This window comes from Pseudolysinimonas sp. (genome assembly GCF_039912695.1).
GTDB lineage: Bacteria > Actinomycetota > Actinomycetes > Actinomycetales > Microbacteriaceae > Pseudolysinimonas_A.
The window spans coordinates 1-19,698 of the sequence record NZ_JBDSPJ010000001.1; the positions used below are offsets into that span (position 1 = coordinate 1).

15 protein-coding genes and 1 pseudogene are annotated in these 19,698 nt (G+C 67.8%); 14 read left to right on the forward strand and 2 right to left on the reverse strand.

Annotated elements, in window-relative coordinates:
* The 4 genes and pseudogenes from ABIR17_RS00005 to ABIR17_RS00020 form a co-directional block, all read left to right on the forward strand.
* Positions 1 to 278 (forward strand): annotated as a pseudogene (locus ABIR17_RS00005) (elongation factor Tu); the annotation flags it as partial.
* Between the two features lie 121 nt (positions 279 to 399).
* A complete protein-coding gene (locus tag ABIR17_RS00010) occupies positions 400 to 1,848 on the forward strand; it encodes a fibronectin type III domain-containing protein (protein WP_348002300.1) in 1,449 nt (482 codons plus the stop codon).
* 108 nt (positions 1,849 to 1,956) lie between these two features.
* A complete protein-coding gene (locus tag ABIR17_RS00015; protein WP_348002301.1) occupies positions 1,957 to 2,262 on the forward strand; it encodes a hypothetical protein in 306 nt (101 codons plus the stop codon).
* Between the two features lie 297 nt (positions 2,263 to 2,559).
* The gene (locus ABIR17_RS00020; RefSeq protein WP_348002302.1) at positions 2,560 to 6,423 is read left to right on the forward strand and encodes a hypothetical protein; all 3,864 of its coding nucleotides are present in this window, start codon (positions 2,560 to 2,562) and stop codon (positions 6,421 to 6,423) included.
* On the opposite strand, the gene ABIR17_RS00025 is transcribed toward ABIR17_RS00020, so the two are convergent.
* Positions 6,398 to 7,153: a DUF2071 domain-containing protein gene (locus tag ABIR17_RS00025; protein ID WP_348002303.1), complete on the reverse strand. Its 756-nt coding sequence runs from the start codon at positions 7,151 to 7,153 to the stop codon at positions 6,398 to 6,400. The two genes, ABIR17_RS00020 and ABIR17_RS00025, sit on opposite strands and share 26 nt — an antisense overlap.
* 52 nt (positions 7,154 to 7,205) lie before the next feature.
* On the opposite strand from ABIR17_RS00025, the gene ABIR17_RS00030 reads away from it, so the two are divergent.
* Positions 7,206 to 8,420, forward strand: a complete 1,215-nt coding sequence (locus tag ABIR17_RS00030) for an MFS transporter (RefSeq protein ID WP_348002304.1) — start codon at positions 7,206 to 7,208, stop codon at positions 8,418 to 8,420.
* Positions 8,421 to 8,428: 8 nt separating this feature from the next.
* Here the strand turns inward: ABIR17_RS00030 and ABIR17_RS00035 are convergent, their stop codons facing one another.
* On the reverse strand, positions 8,429 to 11,023 hold the full coding sequence (locus tag ABIR17_RS00035; RefSeq protein WP_348002305.1) for a LuxR C-terminal-related transcriptional regulator: 2,595 nt from the start codon (positions 11,021 to 11,023) through the stop codon (positions 8,429 to 8,431).
* Between the two features lie 426 nt (positions 11,024 to 11,449).
* Between ABIR17_RS00035 and ABIR17_RS00040 the strand changes: the two genes are divergently transcribed.
* From ABIR17_RS00040 to rplB, 9 genes are all read left to right on the forward strand, one after another.
* Complete coding sequence (locus tag ABIR17_RS00040; RefSeq protein WP_348002306.1) at positions 11,450 to 14,680, forward strand: hypothetical protein; 3,231 nt, start codon at positions 11,450 to 11,452, stop codon at positions 14,678 to 14,680.
* Positions 14,681 to 14,840: 160 nt separating this feature from the next.
* Positions 14,841 to 15,083 carry a hypothetical protein gene (locus tag ABIR17_RS00045; protein ID WP_348002307.1) on the forward strand — a complete coding sequence of 81 codons (243 nt, stop codon included), beginning with the start codon at positions 14,841 to 14,843 and terminating at the stop codon, positions 15,081 to 15,083.
* A 37-nt stretch (positions 15,084 to 15,120) separates the two neighbouring features.
* Positions 15,121 to 15,573: a hypothetical protein gene (locus ABIR17_RS00050; protein WP_348002308.1), complete on the forward strand. Its 453-nt coding sequence runs from the start codon at positions 15,121 to 15,123 to the stop codon at positions 15,571 to 15,573.
* Between the two features lie 217 nt (positions 15,574 to 15,790).
* The gene (locus ABIR17_RS00055; RefSeq protein WP_348002309.1) at positions 15,791 to 16,729 is read left to right on the forward strand and encodes a hypothetical protein; all 939 of its coding nucleotides are present in this window, start codon (positions 15,791 to 15,793) and stop codon (positions 16,727 to 16,729) included.
* A 378-nt stretch (positions 16,730 to 17,107) separates the two neighbouring features.
* Positions 17,108 to 17,416, forward strand: a complete 309-nt coding sequence (gene rpsJ, locus ABIR17_RS00060) for a 30S ribosomal protein S10 (RefSeq protein ID WP_348002310.1) — start codon at positions 17,108 to 17,110, stop codon at positions 17,414 to 17,416.
* A gap of 8 nt (positions 17,417 to 17,424) precedes the next feature.
* Positions 17,425 to 18,075, forward strand: coding sequence for a 50S ribosomal protein L3 (gene rplC / locus ABIR17_RS00065; protein WP_348002311.1), 651 nt, complete (start codon positions 17,425 to 17,427; stop codon positions 18,073 to 18,075).
* Positions 18,076 to 18,077: 2 nt separating this feature from the next.
* The gene (gene rplD, locus ABIR17_RS00070) at positions 18,078 to 18,776 is read left to right on the forward strand and encodes a 50S ribosomal protein L4 (RefSeq protein ID WP_348002312.1); all 699 of its coding nucleotides are present in this window, start codon (positions 18,078 to 18,080) and stop codon (positions 18,774 to 18,776) included.
* Positions 18,773 to 19,072 carry a 50S ribosomal protein L23 gene (rplW, locus tag ABIR17_RS00075; RefSeq protein WP_348002313.1) on the forward strand — a complete coding sequence of 100 codons (300 nt, stop codon included), beginning with the start codon at positions 18,773 to 18,775 and terminating at the stop codon, positions 19,070 to 19,072. The genes rplD and rplW overlap by 4 nt, the downstream gene beginning before the upstream one ends.
* 17 nt (positions 19,073 to 19,089) lie before the next feature.
* The coding region (gene rplB, locus ABIR17_RS00080) for a 50S ribosomal protein L2 (protein ID WP_348002314.1) at positions 19,090 to 19,698 on the forward strand (609 nt) is incomplete at its 3' end.

Genomic DNA, 19,698 nt, shown 5'->3' on the forward strand with positions numbered 1-19,698 from the left:
CCCAGTTCGAGGGCACCGCGTACATCCTGTCGAAGGATGAGGGTGGGCGTCACAACCCGTTCTACGCGAACTACCGCCCGCAGTTCTACTTCCGCACCACCGACGTCACCGGCGTCATCACGCTGCCCGAGGGCACCGAGATGGTTATGCCCGGCGACACCACCGACATGACCGTTGAGCTGATCCAGCCCATCGCCATGGAAGAGGGCCTCGGCTTCGCCATCCGTGAGGGTGGACGCACCGTGGGTGCCGGTAAGGTCACCAAGATCCTGAAGTAATACTTCGGATTTGCACGAAAGGGTCGCACCGAGAGGTGCGGCCCTTTCGTCGTTCGCCGGCCACTCCCCGATAGCATCGACGGTGTTGCCATCCGGGGTGGGGGCGCGAACGGGGTTTCGAGTGCAGGCTTCTCTGGCGCGATCGCGCGCATCTCTCGGTGCTGTCGGGGCCGTTCTGGCGGTAGCACTGTTGCTCATTGCAGCACCTCGCGCCAGTGCTAGTGCCAGTGCCAGTGCCAGCGCGAGCGCGATCGACGCGACCTGGTCGGCGAACCCGTCAAGCCCCGCCACCACGACGTGGCAGGAGGTCGCCTGGTCGCCCGAGCTCGGCCTGTTCGTCGCGGTCGGGGGTTCCGGCACCACGGGGGTGATGACGAGTCAAGACGGAGTCTCGTGGACCGCGGGAACGGCCCCGTCCGGGCGGTGGAGCGCTGTGGCCTGGTCGGCCGAACTCGGCCTGTTCGTCGCAGTCGGCAACGCGGGAGGCGGCGGCAATCCGATTGTCACGAGCTCGGACGGAACGTCGTGGACTGCACGCGTTTCACCGGGCGGCACCTTTACGGAGGTGGTCTGGTCTCCCGAGCAGCACAAGTTCGTGGCGGGAACGATTGGCACCTCCACGGTCACGAGCGCTGACGGGGTGACCTGGACCGCCTCCGCGGCGGCAGTTCAAGCCAGCTCCGTGCGGGAGATCGTCTGGGCCGCCGAGGAGGGCATCTACGTATCGGTCGGCAACCCTTCCATCAGTGGGGTTGCGACCCCGATGGTCTTCAGGAGTACCGACGGCGTCGCGTGGACCCAGGTCTCCACCGCGGTCGACGGAAGGTGGACGGGAATCACGTTCTCTCCTGAACTCGACCTCTTCGTCTCGGTCGGCGACCAGGGAATTATCACGAGCCCCGATGGCGCCACCTGGACTGTCGTCGCGTCTCCGGCTGCCGACTTGCGGACCGTGACGTGGTCACCCGAGAACGCGGAGTTCTTGGCCGCCGGACCCGGAGGCCTCTTCAGTTCGCCCGACGGCGTCACGTGGACGTCGATCACGAACCCCGAAGCGAATACCTGGCTCTCGGTAGTCTGGTCGGCCGCACTCTCCCGCTATGTCGGGGTCGCGAGCACCGGCAACAACCGCACGATGGTTGGCATCGTCCCGATGGCTGCCGGCGCGCCCCTGTCGCTCACGGCCAACGTCGACGGCGATGTCATCGCGCTGGCGTGGACGACTCCCACCTTCGACGGGTACGACCCGATCACTGGATACCGCATCGAACTCAGCGCCGACGGAGGACCGTTCGCGGCACTCGTAGCCGACACCGCATCCACGGCGACGACCTACCGGGATGCCGGCGCGCACGCCGGAGTGAGTTACGTCTATCGGGTGTTCGCGCTGAACGGTCAGGGGGCGAGCGTCGCCTCGAACGACGCGGCAGCGCGCCTTGCGGGGCCCGAACTGGCGGCGACGGGCTCGGATCCGGGATTCCTGGCCCTCGTAGCACTCGTGCTCCTGGTGGGGGGAGCGGCGGCAGTCCGCCTGCGTCCTGCCGTTATTTCTGAGCTTCGGCGGTCGTAACGGCGGCTCTCTGCGCCAACTCCGGGGTCCAGCTGAGAGTTGTCCGGCAGTCGGGTGACCCCCCAAACAGGGGGCGTAGCCTCGGTCTAACGACCGAAAGGATTCCTCATGAAGAACCGTCGCGTCTCCCGCAACGCCCCGATCGCCGCGGCCGGGGCAGTGCTCCTGGGCCTGAGCCTCGCGCTCGTCCCCGCCGTCAGTGCCTCGGCAGCCACGGGGCAGCTCTCGGTGAGCAACAACTGCAGCTATGCCGTGGAGTACCACGTCAGTGATGCGGGTTGGGGCTACACCTTCCCCGGGGATACCGAATCTTGGACACTCGAGTCGGGCTGGTACACGGTCTCCTCGAGCGAAGGGGTCCGCAACGTCTGGGTCGCGCCGGATCGCGGGGTCAGCGTCAGCTTCTGCCACTAGGGCTCGGCTCGAATTTGCCGCCCGAGAATGCTGTTCTGCCGACGTAGAGCAGGGTGAAGTCGGGGGTTAAATGCCGCGGGTTTGGCCCCGCGTCGCAGTTCCTGCGCCCAGTCTGACGGTGGACCCGAATGACCTCGTGGTTCAGCGTCATGGGGGTATTGGGCAATGCGACCGAATCCGACCGGTCACCGAACCAACCTCAGCGCGCGCCGGAATGCCTGGCGCGCCGTCGTGGCGGCGCTGCTCACCGCCGCGGTTGTGGCTACCGGGGCTGTTTTGCCGGCGAACGCTGTGAACGTGGGCACGAACGTGAGCCCCAACACAACCTCATACGGCACAGCATCGGGCAACGTCTACTACGCCTACGTCAAAGCTGGCGAGTGGGTGCACTCCTGGGGTAACGGCGGTACGGCGACCCAGACCCGCGCGAACGGCACAGCGGTTGCGGGTGGCGTGACCGGCGCCTTCAGCGCCCCGCGCCAGGTGGCACCCGCCGAAGCAGGCGTCTGGACATTCGCCTTCGGCGGGTCGAGCGCGTGGGCGGTCACCGTCTACACCGGCAACCCCGGATTCGGTCAGGGCGTCGACCCCCGCACACGAACGCTCCCCGTCGGCGTTTCGGAGATCACCGGCCGCGTCTGGACCGAGCAGTACAGCATCGTCCAATCGGGCGGGAACACCACCCTGAAGACGTTGACATTTTGGATGCTCAACGACAGCGGCTACCTCTACGAACTCACGCTCGGCGGCTACAACGGCATCAACTCCGCCATCACGGCGAACTCACTGGGAGTTCCCGCCGGCACCGCGGGTGGCCAAGAGTGCACACCGTCGTATCGTTCCTGGAACGGGCCGACAATCGACTCCAGCTGTGCCGATCCCTACCGTCTCTTCTTCGAACCTCCCGCCGCCGACCTCCCGGTCAGTGCCCCGGTCGCACCCACCGCCGCAAATGGGGGTCGCACGACCCAGGTGATCCGGCCCGCCCCAGTCGACGTCGACAGCTTCCAGGTCGACGACTTCACGTTCACGCCGAGCACGCCGGGATCCGCTGCGGGCACTTTCGGCTACGACCTCGGCGGCTTCATCGGCGGCCACCTGCTGCGCATCGACACGAACGGCAACGGCGTCTTCGATGACCCCGTCGATCGTGAGGTTCGGGTCGGAGCGCAGGGTGAGCCCGTCGAGTTCCAGTTCGACGGGCTCGACGGCGAAGGCGATCCCATCGCGGCCTGCACGCCGATGAACGCGCAGGTCTACTTCGATCGCATCGGCGAGGTGCACGTCATCCAGACGGATGTCGAGGCGCGTTCCGGCATCTCGATCGTGCGCCAGAACGGACCGGGCGCACCCGACGCGACGATCTACTGGGACGACACCCAGACCGCGGCGCGCTCCAACACCGTCAATCCGCCGTACACCGCCAACGGCACAGCGGGATTCGACAGCACCGCCGGCGTCCACGGCTGGAACTACAGCACCAGCTCGTGGGGCAATGACAAGTTCATCGACGACTGGACCTACGTTCCCGTGGATCGCGCCATGGCATCCCTCGCGGTGCCGGGGCAGTGCCTCGAGGTGACGAAGACGTCGGATGCCGTCGCCGGCAACGCGCTGCCCGGCCAGACCGTCCAGTACACGGTCTCAGCAACGAACACCGGCTCCGAGCCGTTCACCGTCGCCGACCCCGCCTACGTCGTCGACGACCTCACCGGTGTTCTCGACGATGCCGACTTCGACGCCGACGCGACGGCCGAGGTCGCGGGAGTCGCGGTCGCCGACCCGGTCTACGACGCGCCCCGCCTGGTCTGGTCGGGCGCCCTCGAGCCGGGGGAGACGGTCGAGATCACGTACTCGGTCGAGATCACCGGAAACGGTGACGGCGTGGTCCGCAACGTCGCCTTCGCGTCGCCGCCCAAGGTGCCCCCTGGGGATGTCGACACCCCCGTCTGCGCCGACGGACACTTCGACGAGGTCGTCGGAGTGTTCTGCGCCACCGAGTCCTTCGGACTGCCCCGCCTTCTCGTTGAGAAAACATCCAGCCGAAGCTCGATCCCAGCGGTGGGGGAGCGGGTCAGCTACACGGTCACCGCGACCAACGCGGGCTCGGGCGACTTCACCACGGCCGCGCCGGCCTTCGTTATCGACGACCTCACCGCGGTGCTCGACGACGCCACGCTCGTCGTCGGAACCCCGGCCGCGAACCGGGTCGGCGATCTCACTATCGTCGGCGATCGCATCGTCTGGTCGGGGGCGCTGCCGGCGGGAGCCTCGGTCGTCGTCACGTACGAGGTCGAGTACACCGGCGCGGGCGACAACATCCTGCGCAATGTCGCGTTCGGCACCCCGGATGACTCCGATCCCACGCCGACCTGCGACCCCCGGACGGCGGGCGGACTGGATGCTGTGACCGGGTTGCCGTGCGACCTCAACCGGATCCCCGGGGCCAATCTGACGGTCGTCAAGACCGTCGACCCGGCATCCGGCACGAACGTCGAGTCGGGTCAGCAGCTCACTTACACACTCACCTTCACCAACAATGGCGCCGCCGATGCGACCATCGACCACACCGACCTGCTCGCGGGCGTGCTCGACGACGCAACGGTCGGCACGATCGTGTCGCCGGTGCTGACGGCGGGGCCGATCACGGGCGACGAGTTGCCGATCAGCGGCACCCTTGCCGCCGGCGACTCGACGACGGTGAGCTACACGGTCACCGTTCGCGACTTCGCCGATCGCGGCGACAGCATCCTGGCGAACTTCGTCGTTCTGGACGGAGGTACCCCGCCGGGCAGCTGCGTCGCGGGTTCGGAGACCTGCACGGTGAACTACGTTCCCGAACTCCGCATCGTGAAGACCTCGGATCCGGCGGCGGGAACTGCCGTTCAGTCGGGTGACCAGGTCGGCTACCGCGTCGAGGTCTCGAATGTCGGTGCCGGCACGATCGCGGTGAACCTCGTCGACGATCTGACGGGCGTGCTCGACGACGCGACGATCGTCACCGGTCCCGCGTCCCAGACCCTGGCGACGTCACTCGTCGCCGGGCGCCTCGGCATCACGGGCTCACTATCCGGTGGCCAGTCCGACGCGATCGTCTATACGGTGCAGATCAACCCCGATTCCGAGCACGGCGACAACGTCCTCGGCAACTTCGTGCTTGAGCCCGGTCAACAGCTCCCCGCGGACTGCCTCCCCGGCGACCCGACGTGCACGACGCATCCGGTCGGCGAACTCCTCGCTACGAAGACGTCCGACCCGGCGAGCGGAAGCGCTGTCGAGACCGGCGAGACCATCGAGTACATGCTCACGTTCGCCAGCGTCGGGACCGCCCCGTATGGCGTGAGCAAGGTCGACGACCTGTCCGGCGTTCTCGACGACGCCGACCTCACCACGCCCCCGGTGACCGCCGCCGGCCTCCTGGCGACGACGGGACCCGGCCCCGACGGGCGGCTTGAGATCTCCGGTGCGCTGGCGGCCGGTGCCGACGAGACTGTCACGTACGCGGTGACGATACGGCCCGACGGAAGTCGCGGCGACGACGCTCTCGGAAACTGGCTGCTCGACCCCGGGCAGACCGTGCCAACGGGTGCCTGCTCGCCGAGCCCTGGGGCCGAACTCTGCACCCTGCACCTCGTCCCGGGCACGATCGTCGCGCGCAAGAGCGTCGACCCCGCCACCGGCACCGAGGTCAGACTCGGTGCGCGGCTGACCTACACGCTGACGTTCACCAACCCCAGTGCCAACTCCGCAACCCTCGAGTATGTGGACCGGCTCGACGGCATCCTCGATGATGCGGATGTCGTCGCCGAGCCGACGTCATCCGACCGTTCCACGACGGTGACCCGTTCCGGCGCCGTCGTCGAGGTGAGCGGTGCGGTCGCGGCGGGCGCAACGGTGACCGTCACATATGCGGTCCGCGTGCGGGAGAGCGGGCGCGGCGACAACGTGCTCGCCAACTTCCTGATGCCGAGCGGTACGACGTTCGACCCGGCAACAGCATCCTGCGCCACAACCGACCCACTGTGCACGACCAACGAGGTCGATCCGTCGGGCCTGGCGAACACGGGATGGACGGTGCCGCTCGGCGGGATCATCGCGGCGTTCGCCGTGCTCGGTCTCGGCTTCGGACTCACCGTCACCCGACGGCGCCGCGCGATCTGACCCGCGGTGCAGGCAGCGCGATCCGTCCCGCGTCGACCCAGGTGACGGGCACGCGCCGCATCACCAGCACCGAGTCGAGCTGAGCCGCCGAAACCGGCACGGCACCGCCCTCGAAGAACGTCGAATGTACCTCGTCGATCTCGCCGGCCTCAATGCTCCACGCGGAAGTGCGCAGCTCGAGCCCGTCAAGTCGGGATCCCGTGCGGTCGGGCGACCAGCCGACGTTGCCGCCGCGGAAGAACCGGGAGGCGGCGTCGACATCCGCGAACAGGGTGCTGCCGCGCAACTCGGGCACGACCCGGGTGGCGACCCGGACCGAGGAGCCGTCGTGCCGGCTGGTGAACGAGGCGGAGATCTCGTCGTCGCTGTCCCGGACGGTGAAGTCGGCCGAACCGTGAGGTCCGGGGAAGAGTCGCCCGCCCACCGCGACGTTGACCAGTGAGCCGCTGTCACGCCGCGGGATGAAGACGCCGGTGCGCACGCCATCCCGTTCGTCCCATTCCACTGCGATGCGAAGCGCGGCGTTCTCGCTGCGCATCCCGATCGCCCGGGGGAACCCGGCGGGTCGTAGCTCGGTGAGGCGCAGCAGACAGATGCCGGCCACCGCCGAACCGTCGATCAGGTGCGGGCGAAAGACGGGCGGCAAGATCTCGCGAAGCGCATCGGGATCGACGCGATAGTTGACCAGAAGGCGGCGGTCGATGACTCCCGTCATCCGCGGTGCGCGCATGACTGAAGGGTAGTCGCGGCACCCCGCCGCCGATCTGGAAGGATCGAGGGCGATGAACCCCCGTCGTCGTCTGCTGCCCTCGCTCGCAGCGCTGACCGCCGCGACCTTCGCCACGTACGGTGCGCTGCTCTCGGTACTGTTGCCCGCACAGGTGGCTCGCGTCGCTCCCGATGACAAGGTCGCCGCCCTCGCCCTGGTGACCTCCGTGTCGTTTGCGGTGGCGATCGCCGCCCAGCCGCTCTTCGGGACGTTGAGCGACCGCACGCGTTCCCGGCTCGGTCGCCGCGCCCCGTGGCTGCTCGCCTGCGCCGCCGCGTCGGCGGCGATCCTGCTGGCCCTCGGCCACGCCGACGTGCTGGCCTGGATCGTCATCGGCTGGGCGGCGCTGCAGTTTGTCCTCAACGGCGTCGACATCGCGTCGTCGTCGTACCTGGTCGACCGGTTTCCCCGGAGTCGCCGTGGCCGTGTCGCGGCGGTGTTCGCGGCGGCGGCGCTCGCGGGTGGTGGCGCCGGCATCCTGCTCTCCGGCTTCGGAGCCTCTGATCCGGTGCTTGCCTACTCGGTGCTCGCCGCCGTCCTGGTCGTCGTCGTGGGTGTGTTCGTGGTACTCAACCGTGAGGATGCCGAGGCCGCCCCCGTGGCAGCACCGCGCCGTCGGTGGGTGCTCAGCGATCTCGACCCGCGCCGGCATCCCGATTTCAGTTGGCTCATCGGTTCGCGTATCTCGTTCACTGTCGGCTATCAGGGCGTCTACGGGTACCTGCTCTACATCGTCTCGGACTACATCGGGGTAGCCGACGTCGATGCGCCGCGGATCGTCGGAATGCTGGCCGTCGTCTCGGTTGGCGGCACCCTCCTGGCGGCCATCGCCGGCGGCTGGCTCAGCGACCGCCTCGGACGACGGAAGCCGTTCGTGATCGCGGCGTGCCTGGCCGTAGCAGCGGCGCTCTCCATCCCATTGATCGCGCCGACGGTCGGGGGCATGTTCGCGCTCGCCGCGCTCCAGGGCGTCGGATTCGGGCTGTACTCGGTCGGAGCGCTGGCCTGGGCGAGCGAGGTGCTGCCGGGCGGCGAGGCTGACGCGGGTCGCGACCTCGGCCTGCTGAATGTCGCCACGAACCTTCCCCAGGCGCTTGCCCCGCTGCTTGCCGCCGCTGTCATCGGGGCGTGGGGATATTCCGGCCTGTTCGTGGTCGGGATCGCGGGCGTGTTGCTGGCCGCCGGGCTCGTGCTCCCGGCTGGCGCGCGACCGCAGGGTGAGCGCTGACTACCCGGTCAATCCTCGTCGGGGGGCGCTGAGGACAAGCCGCGCATGGCCGCGACGGCGAGGGCCTCGTCGCGCGATGTCACGCCGAGCTTGCGATAGATGCGTCGCAGGTGCGATTTCACCGTGTTGGCCGACAGGAAGAGGCTGGCGGCGAGGTTCTCGGCATTGCCTGTTTGACGCAGCTCGCCGAGCACCCGCAGTTCGGCGGGCGTGAGCAGTTGCGCCGTCTCGCGGGATGAGAACACGTCGGGCACTCCCCGAAGCATCGCCACAGAATCGACACCGGTCAGCTGCAGAACCGCGGCAAGGGCGTCTCGCGGCACCATCATGAGCGGGCGCCGCAACCCCGCGTTAGTGATCGTGTCGAGCGCTCGCTCCGTCGCGATGCGGGCATCAGACGATCGCCCGAGGCGGTGAGCGGCGATCGCGGTCGCCAGCAGCGCCTCGGCTTTCGATCGCGGCAACGGATCTTCCGACCAGGCGACACCAGCTGCGGAGGCGATCACCCGGTCGTTGCGACCGAGAGCTAGATCGACGCGGGCCAGCGCGAGGGCCGCAGCGGCGCTGCGCCGCGCCGAGCGCAGCGCAGCGAGAGCCCGGTGCGGTTCGCCGGCGGCGAGCATCAGATCGGCACGAGTCACCGCGAGCAGGGCCGACATCGACCTGCTGATCGGGGGCCGGTCGGCATGGGCGGCGATATCGGCTGCGAGCCGGTCGAGTCCGGCGAAGGCGTCGCCGTCGACGAGAGCCGCGAGTCCGCGGAGCCGGGCGATCATCGGCCAGTGCTCGATCGTGTGCTCGTGTTCGGCGAGTTCGGCGAGTTCGGCCCGTGCCCCGTCGGCGTCGAATGATTCGAGTGCCGCGTATGCCCCGGCGAGGTGCGTCCCCGACGAGGAATAGGTTCCCCGCCAGCCGTGCGGTTTGGCGCGCGACTGTGCCACGACGAGATCCCGCTCAAGCGCGACGTTGTCACCGCGCATCGCCGTCACCAGCAACCTCATGCTGGACGCGTGCATCTCGACCCAGTCGATTCCGTCCGCGGCCGCTGCCTCTTCGGCGACGCGGAACAGCTGCTCGGCCTCCGCGGTCCGCTCCGTGTAGAAGTAGCTCGTCCCCGCCTGAAGCCAGACCGACGATCGGATGCCGGCGAGCGCCCGGTGGCCGGGTTCGTCGAGGGAGGCGAGCGTCGCCACGACGCGGTCGGCGGTGTCGACGGCGCTGTCAAAATGGCCACCGAGCCGCTGAGAGCCGAGGAGTGCGTACAGCAGGGTCACGCGATCCGACGGCTCGCGTCCCCCGAGTCGGGCCTGGATCAGGGCGACGCCGAGGCCGACCCGGTGCAAAATTGCCGTGCGGGTCAGCCGGCCGCGGGCGTTGTCCAGCAGCAGCAGGAGAGCCACGAGTGCCGGCTCGCGCCGGATCGAGGCGGGGCTCGCTGACCGCAGCACTTCGTAGAGTTCTGACCCGTGCAGCCGCAGCATGTCGTGGTATTGCGACCGCACGACGGTGGTCACTTCCGCCCAATTGCCGACAGCGGCGAACTGCCGGATCGCCTCCATCGGGTCTCGCCGTTCAGCGCGCTCCTTGCCGTAGATGGTGCGGAGCCGGGTTGACTCCTCGGGCATCCGCCGGTCGAACTCAGCGAGCAGGTACGCCCGCAAATGCGGTTGGAGCATGAACTCGGGCCGGCCGTCATCCGGTGTCCAGGTGCCGAGCCCTTCGCGTTCGGCGCGGGCGAGAAACTCGGGCGCCTGAGACCCGCCGAGGTCGATACACAGCTGATCATCGGCACGAGCGGCCACCGAGATGCGCAGCAGAAAGTCGAGGTACGGCGAATCCTCCGCGCTCGCCAGCAAGTCGGCGGTTCCGGTCGTGCCCACCCGGGCGATCGACTCAGCCAGCGGCGCCGTCGGATGCGACATCACCCCGACGAGAGCGGCCCGCGTCGCGAGCGGCCACCCCGCGAACGCGTCGTGCAGAGCGACGCCGCTCGCCTCGTCGAGCCCTGCCGCCTGCGCGGCGGCGATGGTCTCATCCCGCTCCAGTGCCAGATCGGCGACGCCGAGAATCGCGGTATCGACCCGGGCGCGTTGGGCCGGGTCCTCGAAAGGTGTGACGGTCCTCGTCGCGATCACGATCTGCAGCGGGACTCCGGCGGTGAGCAGCCAGTGCAGATCGTCGTGGACGGCATCGTCCTGTACGTGGTGGTAGTCGTCGAAAACGAGTGTGAGGCGCGTCGGCAGGCTTATCAGGCCGCGAAGCAGCGCCGAGCGCAACTCATCGGCCAGCTCGCTCGTCACCGCGAGATCCGCGAGTAGCGACCCATCGGGCAGATGCCCGGAGTCGACGAGGGCCGTGAGGACGCGACTCCAGAATGCCAGGCGCCGACCATCCGAGGGGGCAAGCGTTACCCACACGCCGGGGTGGGGGAGGCCCGATCCCCAGTCGGCGAGAAGCGTCGTCTTGCCGCCGCCGGCGGGAGCGCGGACGATGACGAGCGGGAGGTCGCGCGACGCGTCGAGCCGCGAAATGAGCCGCGGGCGCGAGAAGACCCCGCTCGCCACACGCGGCGCGAAGGCCATCGTGGTCCGCTGAACTCCCACGCGAACTCCTCCCGTTCTGGCCTCTTCGAGACTAACCCGCGCCCGCGGCCGACTCGGGTTACCCCGGCCCGTTCTCGACGATCGGCGGACGCGGATCGTCGCCCGGGGCACTGATGGGTGGCTTCTGACCCCCGACCAGGGGAGGCAAGAAGCCTCGGAGTGTTAACCCGAGGGTGAAAGCCGCCCGCTTCCCGAGGGGTACAGTCGCGTCCCCCGTTTAGCTGAAGAACGGTGCCAGATCGACTCCAGGGGTGGGCGGGGCGGGCACTCGCCGCGAGTTGGGATGGCGCCCGTCGGAGACATACCCCCAACGATCCGAACGTGAGTCCCGGAATTATGAATACTCGACCCGATGCGCCGCGCCCTTCTGCCTCGCGCCCCTCTGGCCCGCGCCGCTCCCGTCTGTCTCGTCCCCTCGCGGCTGCGGTGAGCATCCTGCTCGGCCTGGTGCCTGTGTTGGGGGTCGCGACCGCGGCGCAGGCTGCTGTCGCCTTGGCGGTCACGATCCAGGCGACCAACGCCACCACGCAGCCGTCGGCGTCGGAATTCCGGTACCAGATCAACCTCGCGTGTTCCGGCACCAACGCCCCCGCCTGTCGCGGCACGCAGCTGATCATCCCCCTCGACGGGAGCGTCGACATGTCGGGCTGGGGCTTCGACGTGACCGGTGGGGGCCCCGGGTTCATCCAGTCCTGGGCGGTGAGCGCTGACGGCGAGAACCTCGTCGTCGTGCTCGCGGATGTCATCACCGCTGGGTCCTCGCAGTCGATCGTGCTTTCGGTGACTCCGCCGAACCTCACGACTCCCGACGGGACGACCTGGTCGCTGTTGCCGCGCGTCGAGAGTGAGGATGCCGACACCACCGACACGGTCGCCCCCGCGGCCGCTCACGGCACGGCCACCGCCAGCGTTCCGCTCGTCGTCGCCAAGTCGACCCCGCGGTCGTTCTACGAAGAGGGGGAGGCGATTCCGTACACGGTCAGGGCGACCTGTCCCAGCAGTCCCCCCGCCGGTTCGCTGCAGGCCGAGACGCTCGTCGTCGTCGACACGGTGCCCGCGGGCATCGAGCCGGACGAGACCACGATCTCGGGTGATGGGGAATGGGATGCCGTCGCACGCACGATCACCTGGACCTATCCCGACGCCGCAAGCGTGCCGACCGCGTGCGGTGGCGCAGGACCTGCGACCCAGACGTTCTCGGCGACAGTTGGTCCCGTTGGCCCCGCCCCCGGTGACGCGTTCCCCAGCTTCGCCGAGGTGACCAACCAGGTGCAGGCGACGGCCACTCCGGTCGGCGGCGGCACCGCGACGGTGGAGACGGGTGAGCGCACGGTCGTCGTTCTCGATACCGGCGACAACCCGCAGCCGGGAACTCACTCGCTCGGCAAGGGTTCGGCAGGGCCTCTCAACATCTCGGGCAACGACACCCCCGACCTGCGGGGAACCTATCCCGGCCGCTGGCTGCCGAACGGCAACAACTCCGGCGCCGCAGCATCCGTGCTCGAGGCGGCACCTGCGCAGTACACGCTCCGGCCGCGCATCCAGTACGAGGAATTCCAGTACGACATCCACGACAAGATGCCGTGTCTCGACAACCCCACCGGCACGGACGGCAACATCTACGTTGCCTCCGCCACTACCTGCGCGAACCCGGCATTCAACGTGCTGGGCATCCGGATCGACTACTCGGGCGCCGCGCCAGCGGCTGGCTATACCCCGCGCTTCGTCGACCTGGCCGGGGTCGAGCACGACCTCGTGTTCCAGACCTCGGGATCGAACTGGGCGGGCTGGGTGATCCCGACCGGTTCACTGGGCCAGGTCAGCGAGATCATCATCCCGCGTGACGTGAGCCAGGAGTTCCGCCGGTCCGACAACATCACGGTCTACGGGTATGCGGATCCCACCACGGAGCGGTTGGATGTGTTGCGCAACGTCGCACAGATCGAGTGGTTCCTGCGTGACGACACCACCGACCCCGACCCGCAGACCTCCAACGCCGCCGACATCTTCATCCTCGATGCCGTGCAGCTCGGAATGCGCAAGACGGTCACCGAAGTCGGTGGCGTCACCGGAACCAACGCGCGGGTCGCCCTTACCGCGACGCTCTTCACCCCGCGAGCGCCGGATGCCGACCTCGTCGTGACCGACCTGTTGCCCGCCGGGACCAACTTCGTCGGCGACCCCAACAATCTGGGAGTGACCGTCACCCTCAACGGTGCGACGAGCGCGCTTCCGGCAAGCGGGTTCACCGTGGAAGCTATCGAGAACTACGCCGATGGCCGCACCCTCGTGCGCCTCGTCGTCAAGGCGGCAGCGCTGCCGGCCGAGGCCGGACGCTTCGGCATCACCCTCAGCTCCTTCGACATGACCAAGCCCGCAGCACCGGGGACCTACACCAACTCGGCCCAGGTGTTCTATGACACCGCTTCGCTCACCCCCGCGTGTGCGCCCGGAGGCTACCGTTCGTCGGATCCCCTCGACCTGCGGGTCGATCCTGCTGCAGCCGAGGCGAACTGTGAGGCCTCGGCGACCTTCCGCAGTGCGAGCTCCGCCTCGGGTCAGTTCCTTCTCGTCAAGACCGTGCAGGGTGACGACGACACCTCCCCGCAGGCGTTCCCCAACGTCGGTCACGTGAGCCTTGAGGACGGCACTGCTCAGTACCGCATCGACTGGACGAACACCGGTGCACCGACGCTCGAGGGGGTCGTGCTCTACGACATCTTCCCGCACATCGGCGACACCGGAGTGATCGGCGTGCAAGCCGGTGAGCCGCGCGACAGCGAGTTCCGTCCGCTCCTCGCCGCCGTCGACACACCACCGGTCGGCGTCGTTCTCGAGTTCTCCGCGTCGGGAGATCCGTGTCGCCCCGAGGTCTACCCGGGACAGCCCGCGTGCACCGACGACTGGACCACTGACGTGTCCACGCTCGGTGGGCTGGCCAATGTTCTCGCCATCCGGCTGGTGTCGAGCTCGCAGTACCTGACCGGCGAGGGATTCGGTCTCGGCTTCCAGATGAGCGTGCCGACCGTCGACGCCGACCAGGTCGCCTGGAACAGCGTCGCCGGCTACGCCCAGGATCTCGCGGGTATCGGACTCGAACCGACCGAGCCGCCAAAGGTCGGCATCACCGCCTCCGACGACCGGTTCGGGCTCGAGAAAGACGTCGATGAGGCCGACGCGATCCCCGGTGACACGCTCAACTACGACGTCACGGTCTCGAACCAGGGCACCCGCACGACCGTCGCGACCGAGGTCGTCGACCAGCTGCCCGAAGGGCTCACCTTCGTTGCGGCGAGCGATGACGGAACGTACGACCCCGGTGCACGGACCGTGACCTGGGACGTGCCCGCCCTCGACCGGGGCGATGCGGTTGTCTTCACCGTGACAGCGACTGTCACTGCTCGCCAAGACGACGACTCGCTGGTCAACCTGGCGACCCTGGTCAACCCGGCCGGGTACTCGCCCCCGGTGGTGGGTACGCCGTGCGCTGATGATGATCTCGCCGCGTGCGCCGTCACGCGGGTTCCGCCGACTCCCCGGTTGCTGGGGATGACCGGCTACGACCTCGGCGCTGGCGGTCTCATCGCCGCAGTGCTCGCGCTCGTCGCCGGCATGGTGCTGGTGACCCGATCGCAGGCGCGCCGCCGCGAGATGTGATTCTGGAGGGACCGGCGAGAAACCGGTCCCTCCAGAACGCGAGGCACGTCGACCCGCGACTGCTGGGCCCGTGTGAAACCTAATATTCACGCGGGATGTCGCGCGGCACGCCAGAATGGCAGTGCCGGGCGGGATCGACTCGCCGGACCGGGAGGACACCATGGGACTCGACGACATTGTTGACAAGGCCAAGGACGTCGCGGGCGACGCCGCCGACAAGGCGAAGGATGTCGCGGCTGGCGCTGCAGGATTCGCCGCCGATGCGGTAGAGAACACGAAGGAATTCGTGGGAGACGTCGCCGACCACGTCAAGGACGCGACGCACGACCTCGCCTCGAAGATCGCCGACGCGACCGACGACGACGAGCCCGCGACCGACACCACCACGACATCCGCGCCGTAACGACGCACGTCGTGAGCACGCACGGAAGGGGAGCAGGATGCGACCGCTAGGCCGAACGCTTGTCGCGTTCCTGCTCACCCTCACGTTCGCCTACATCCTGGGCGTGATCGTGCAGACGATCCTCAATGGAGGCGACGTGGTGCAGGCGATCGTCAACGACGCTTGGCGGGTGCTCTTCACCGGCGGCTTCGTCGCGGGCGGCCTGTTCCTGCTGTTCCTGTTGCTCGTCAACATCGCCGGACGCAAACGCGGCAGCGGCTCCCTGTTCTGGATCAACTCGGGCATGCTGATCATCGCGATCGTGCTGGGAACCGCAATTACCGTCGCCGCCGGGGTCTTCGTCGGTGCCCTCGCCGCCGGGTTTGGCTGGCTGTCGACGCTTGGCGCGTTCCTTGCGGCCGGCGAACTATTCGTCGGTGGCGTAATCGCGCTCGCGATCACACATTTCGCGGTGTTCCGGCGCGAGCAGGCGCCCCTCACCGCCCCCTAGCCCTCACTCCGCCCCGCCCCGCCCCGCCTCACTCCGCCCCACTCCGCCCCACTCCACGTTTTGCGTCCCATTCGGCAGATTCTTGTGCGCAATCCGACGCAAATCGGATGAACGCGTGAAGACGTAGCCCGTCCTCCCCAGGGGCGTTGTTCGCGATGCTGCCCGAGCCGATCGGTGTGCGAACGCGGCCTCGCGCGCTGACCTGAACCATCGGGGGATGCACGATTCCCTCATCCTGTCCCGACGACTGCGCGTCGAAGGCGACTCGACGCTGGGACTCGAACGCGGAGCGCGCAGCGGCGTGTTCGTCCGCGTTCGCCCGGGTGCCTATCTGCCGACTCGGGAGTGGGAGGCGATGGACGACCGCACCCGACACCGGGTGTCAATGGATGCTTTCGCGATGACGTCGGCTCGACGTGTCGTCTTCGCGGTCGAGTCGGCTGCCGCCCTACACGGCATCCCGATTGTCGGAGGGTGGCCAGCGCATCCCCGGGTGGTCAGCGAAGCCGACTACTCGCGCCGTACCCGGGTCGGAGTCGAGGCCCGATGGCGACCCGTTTCCGACATGGAGGTCGTCTCGATCGGCGGGATGCGGGCGACCTCCCTCGCGCGCACCGCACTCGATATCGCAGCCGAGCGGGATCTCGTCGCTGGCGTCGTCGCGCTCGACCACGTCATCCATTCGGGTGCTGTACACCTCGTCGACCTGCACGCCTATGTCGATTCCGCCCGACCGTTCCCCGGGGTGCGCAAGGTCATTGCGGCGCTGGCGCTGGCGACCGGCACGGCCGAGACACCGCTCGAGTCCCTCAGTGTGGTGAGGTTTGCGCAGCTCGGCTTCGATCCCCCCACGCAACAGCGCGAGTTCGTCGTCGATGGTCAGCGGTATCGAGCCGACTTCTCCTGGGAGGAGGCTGGCGTGATCGGGGAAGCAGACGGGCGCGAGAAGTACCTGGCCGGCCCCGACGTGCTGTGGAAGGAGAAGCAGCGCGAGGATGCTTTGCGCTCCGTGACGCGTGGCTTCGCGCGGTGGGGTTGGGACCAGGCGTGGGCCGGGGCGCCGATGGCGGTACGACTCGAGCGCGCTGGGCTGCGCCGCAATCCACGAATTGCGTCACGTTACGCGTTTCGCCCTCCCGCAATCCGCGGGACCTGACGTAAAACGCGGAATCACGCACACGCACGCGGGAGCGCACGCTCACGAGGGGGGTGGCGGCGAGGCGACGGGGACGGAAACAGGGGCGACACGCCCGGGTTGCACGACATCCCCGGGTGTGGCAGACTCATGTGGTTCAACATCCTGCGCGCGCAAGCGCTGCGGGTCACCGTTCTGGCAGTGCACAATCCTCGATTGGGCCGCGAACGGCAGAACACTACAAAGCTTCAACTCGAATCCTTCCTTTTCTGCGCGCTCGCGCGCAGTGCAAGACGGATTGACAGAAGAACAGCGGTGCGCGAAGCCTTTCGGAGAAATCTGAGGGGGGTTCGCGGGTGCGGGTCGCAAGATCCGCATGTACAGGAGAGAGAGAAACGCATGGCGGCCCAGAAGATCCGCATCCGGCTGAAGTCGTACGACCACGCTGGTCTCGACGCCTCGGCGCGCAAGATCGTCGATGCGGTGCAGCGCGCAGGCGCCACCGTCGTCGGCCCCGTGCCGCTCCCCACGGAGAAGAACGTGATCGTCGTGATCCGTTCCCCTCACAAGTACAAAGACTCCCGCGAGCAGTTTGAGAAGCGCACCCACAAGCGTCTCATCGACATCATCGACCCGACCCCGAAGGTCGTCGACTCGCTCATGCGTCTCGACCTGCCTGCCGACGTCAACCTCGAGATCAAGGCCTAGGAACACCCATGTCTGCAACCACGACGACCAAGGGACTGCTGGGCACCAAGCTCGGCATGACCCAGGTCTGGGACGAGAACAACAAGCTCGTACCCGTCACCGTCGTTTCGATCTCTCCGAACGTCGTGACTCAGGTCCGCAACGTCGAGAAAGACGGCTACGCGGCAGTCCAGATCGCCTACGGCGCGATCGACCCGCGCAAGGTCAACAAGCCGGCGACCGGGCATTTCGAGAAGGCCGGCGTTACGCCGCGTCGTCACCTCACCGAGGTGCGCACTCCTGACGCCGACTCGTACGAACTCGGCCAGGAGCTGACCGTCGAGATCTTCACCCCCGGCCAGCTTGTCGACGTCGTCGGCACCAGCAAGGGCAAGGGCTTCGCCGGCGTTATGAAGCGCCACAACTTCAAGGGCGTTTCGTCGTCGCACGGTTCGCACCGCAACCACCGCAAGCCCGGCTCGATCGGCGCCTCGTCGACTCCGAGCCGCGTGTTCAAGGGGATGCGCATGGCCGGCCGGATGGGTGGCGAACGCGTCACTGTCCAGGGCCTCAAGGTGCACTCGGTCGACCTCGAGAAGGGCCTCATCCTGGTCAAGGGTGCTGTTCCCGGCGCCCGCGGCCGCATCGTTTTCGTCCGCAACGCGGTGAAGGGCAACTGATCATGGCCGAGACCAGTAGGCAGAGCCTCGATGGCCGCACCCTTGAGGTGCTCGACGCCAAGGGCGCAAAGTCCGGCACTGTCGAGCTCCCCGCGAGTGTGTTCGACGTTCAGACGAACGTTCCGCTCATCCACCAGGTGGTGACCGCGCAACTCGCGGCCGCTCGCCAGGGCACGCACAAGACCAAGGGTCGCGGCGAAGTTTCTGGTTCCGGCAGCAAGCCCTTCAAGCAGAAGGGCACCGGCCGCGCTCGCCAGGGCTCGATCCGGATGCCGCAGCACCGCGGCGGTGGCATTGTGCACGGACCGGTTCCGCGCGACTACTCGCAGCGCACCCCCAAGAAGATGATCGCCGCAGCGCTGCTCGGGGTTCTGTCTGACCGGGCCCGCGGTGAGCGTTTGCACATCGTCGAAGGCTTCGGCACCAACGGTGGCGCTCCGTCAACGAAGACTGCTGTCGAATTGCTCGCCCTCATCAACGGCGGCTACGGCGTGACCCGCAAGGTGCTCATCGTTCTCGAGCGCGGCGACGACGCGGCTCAGAAGAGCGTGCGCAACCTCAAGGACCTGCACGTTCTGTTCGCCGACCAACTCAACGCCTACGACGTCGTCGTCTCTGACGACATCGTCTTCACCAAGGCGGCCTACGACTCCTTTGTCGCGGCAAAGACCGGCACGACCAAGAAGGAGGCTGGCGAATGAGCGGCTTCGGCAAGGACCCGCGCGACATCATCCTCGCGCCGGTCGTGAGCGAGAAGAGCTACGGGCTCATCGACGACGGAAAGTACACCTTCGTCGTTGACCCGCGGTCGAACAAGACCGAGATCAAGCTCGCCATCGAGAAGATCTTTGGCGTCAAGGTCGGAAGCGTGAACACGCTCAACCGCACCGGCAAGACGCGCCGTACCCGTTTCGGCGCTGGCAAGCGCAAGGACACCAAGCGCGCCATCGTCACCCTCAAGTCCGGCTCGATCGACATCTTCACGGCTGTCGGCTAGGGCACAGGAGAACAACCATGGCCATTCGCAAATACAAGCCCACGACCCCCGGTCGCCGTGGCTCGAGCGTCGCAGACTTCGCTGAGATCACCCGATCGACGCCGGAGAAGTCGCTGCTCAAGCCGCTGCCCAAAACCGGTGGTCGCAACAACGCTGGTCGGATCACGACGCGCCACATCGGCGGCGGTCACAAGCGCCAGTACCGAATCATCGACTTCAAGCGCAACGACAAAGACGGCGTCGACGCCAAGGTCGCTCACATCGAGTACGACCCGAACCGCACCGCGCGCATTGCGCTGCTGCACTTCGTTGACGGCTCCAAGCGCTACATCATCGCTCCGGACAAGCTCAAGCAGGGGGACGTCGTCGAGTCGGGCGCGTCCGCCGATATCAAGCCAGGCAACAGCTTGCCGCTACGCAACATCCCCGTGGGTACGGTTATCCACGCGATCGAGCTCCGCCCTGGCGGCGGCTCCAAGATCGCGCGGTCGGCCGGCGCCAAAGTGCAGCTGGTGGCCAAGGATGGTCCGTACGCCCAGCTTCGTATGCCGTCCGGCGAGATCCGCAACGTTGATCTGCGCTGTCGCGCAACGATCGGCGAGGTGGGCAATGCCGAACAGAGAAAC

Excerpts from the sequence above, each read along its gene's own strand:
- rplW (WP_348002313.1), top strand. The coding sequence starts at position 18,773 with ATGAGCGGCTTCGGCAAGGACCCGCGCGACATCATCCTCGCGCCGGTC.
- rpsJ (WP_348002310.1), top strand. The coding sequence starts at position 17,108 with ATGGCGGCCCAGAAGATCCGCATCCGGCTGAAGTCGTACGACCACGCT.
- ABIR17_RS00015 (WP_348002301.1), top strand. The coding sequence starts at position 1,957 with ATGAAGAACCGTCGCGTCTCCCGCAACGCCCCGATCGCCGCGGCCGGG.
- rplC (WP_348002311.1), top strand. The coding sequence starts at position 17,425 with ATGTCTGCAACCACGACGACCAAGGGACTGCTGGGCACCAAGCTCGGC.
- rplD (WP_348002312.1), top strand. The coding sequence starts at position 18,078 with ATGGCCGAGACCAGTAGGCAGAGCCTCGATGGCCGCACCCTTGAGGTG.
- ABIR17_RS00025 (WP_348002303.1), bottom strand. The coding sequence starts at position 7,153 with ATGCGCGCACCGCGGATGACGGGAGTCATCGACCGCCGCCTTCTGGTC.
- ABIR17_RS00055 (WP_348002309.1), top strand. The coding sequence starts at position 15,791 with ATGCACGATTCCCTCATCCTGTCCCGACGACTGCGCGTCGAAGGCGAC.
- ABIR17_RS00030 (WP_348002304.1), top strand. The coding sequence starts at position 7,206 with ATGAACCCCCGTCGTCGTCTGCTGCCCTCGCTCGCAGCGCTGACCGCC.
- ABIR17_RS00050 (WP_348002308.1), top strand. The coding sequence starts at position 15,121 with ATGCGACCGCTAGGCCGAACGCTTGTCGCGTTCCTGCTCACCCTCACG.
- ABIR17_RS00045 (WP_348002307.1), top strand. The coding sequence starts at position 14,841 with ATGGGACTCGACGACATTGTTGACAAGGCCAAGGACGTCGCGGGCGAC.